At 44.5% G+C, this 1,375-nt stretch carries 1 protein-coding gene and 1 pseudogene; both read right to left on the minus strand.

The features are described 5' to 3' along the window. Positions 1–246 precede the first annotated feature (246 nt). Positions 247–816, minus strand: coding sequence for a hypothetical protein (locus tag Q0135_RS09495; protein WP_297990069.1), 570 nt, complete (start codon positions 814–816; stop codon positions 247–249). Between the two features lie 30 nt (positions 817–846). After that, positions 847–1,375, minus strand: a pseudogene (locus Q0135_RS09500) (hypothetical protein); the annotation flags it as partial.

Genomic DNA, 1,375 nt, shown 5'->3' on the forward strand with positions numbered 1-1,375 from the left:
TTTTAGCGGAGCTAGCCGATCCACTCCGCGGCTATTTTGCGCCGACGCTCATATTTAAATTTCACGAGTATACATTCCTTCTTGTTTTAATATAATCTCGCCAAATGCTTCGCAGAAGTTAATCAAGCGGCTTTAAATTTGCGCCGTTAAATTCCAAAATACTCACGATTATGCAAGCGGTGACTAGTGATATATTGTGAAAACTACGCCTAGCAAAAGCACTCACTTTATAGCTTTGCCACATAATTAAGGTCGTGCGGCATCGCGTAGAAGCCTTTGCGCCGCAGACTCTTTAGGTCGGAACGATTTTAGCGATTCGGACGCTTCACATAAATGATTTACGATATCTCCTACTTTTTCGTCCGTCGTACCAAGACGCGCCCAGTCGCCGAGTCTGCAGGCTTTTTCGTAATAGAGTGCCGCCTCCTGCATTTCTTCTATGCCGATTTGATACTCTGCATACAATCCGCAAGCCTCCCATTCTCCGCCTATGCCATCGCAGCTCTTTTTATAAAGCTGTACAGCTTGCGCCATATCTTGTTTGGCGCCCTTTCCCTCTTGATACATCATGCCAAGCTGCAAGCAACTTGCTTTATGCTTGCCTGCGCAAGCTTTGCCGAGGAATTCTGCAGCCTTGCCTAGACTAATCTCGGGCGTCAGATTATCTGATCGCTCGGCTTCTTTCAGATACGATGCGGCGGCGGAGGCGCAGGAGTCGGCGTGTCCTGCTTCGCAGATGATTTCATCTATTTTAGTTCCAAAACCGCCGAACGCTGCATAGCCTAACAGCACTAAAGTTAAAATTATCTTTTTCATTACAACTCCTCATATAAATTTAAAATCACCTCAGCGGGCAGCTTTTTCGCAAGATTTTTGCAGTATCTTGTTAGAATCGATACTTATGATTTTTTTGCCCAATTTGCACGCCTTGTCGTAGTATCTCATCGCCGCTCTTTGATCGTCGCTCTCTATATTAGAGGCGTATATCGCGCAAGATACCCAGTTCCCCTCAGAATCGCAAGATATTCTATACTCTTCGGCGATTTTTGCTTTAATTACGTCCTGCACAGCTCTTAAATTTTGCGCTTCAAGCTCAGCAGGTCTGCTGCAAAATTGCCTTATCCCATCGTTAAATGCAGGGTTATTTTGCAATGCGGGATCCGAGATATTTTTGCCAAGCTCGCAAGCTTTTTTATAGTATTTCGCCGCTTCTTTATTATCCTTTCCCTCCATAAATAAGGCAAATAACCCGCAAGCAAATATATCGTCGTTGTTATCGCAATCTTTTTTCTGTTGTGCGGACATCTTTGCTTTATCCGTATCATTGTTGCTCATAATGGCCGCCATAGTGCAGCCACTTTCATAACCCGTATCA

Source organism: uncultured Campylobacter sp. (assembly GCF_937981295.1).
Taxonomy (GTDB): domain Bacteria; phylum Campylobacterota; class Campylobacteria; order Campylobacterales; family Campylobacteraceae; genus Campylobacter_B.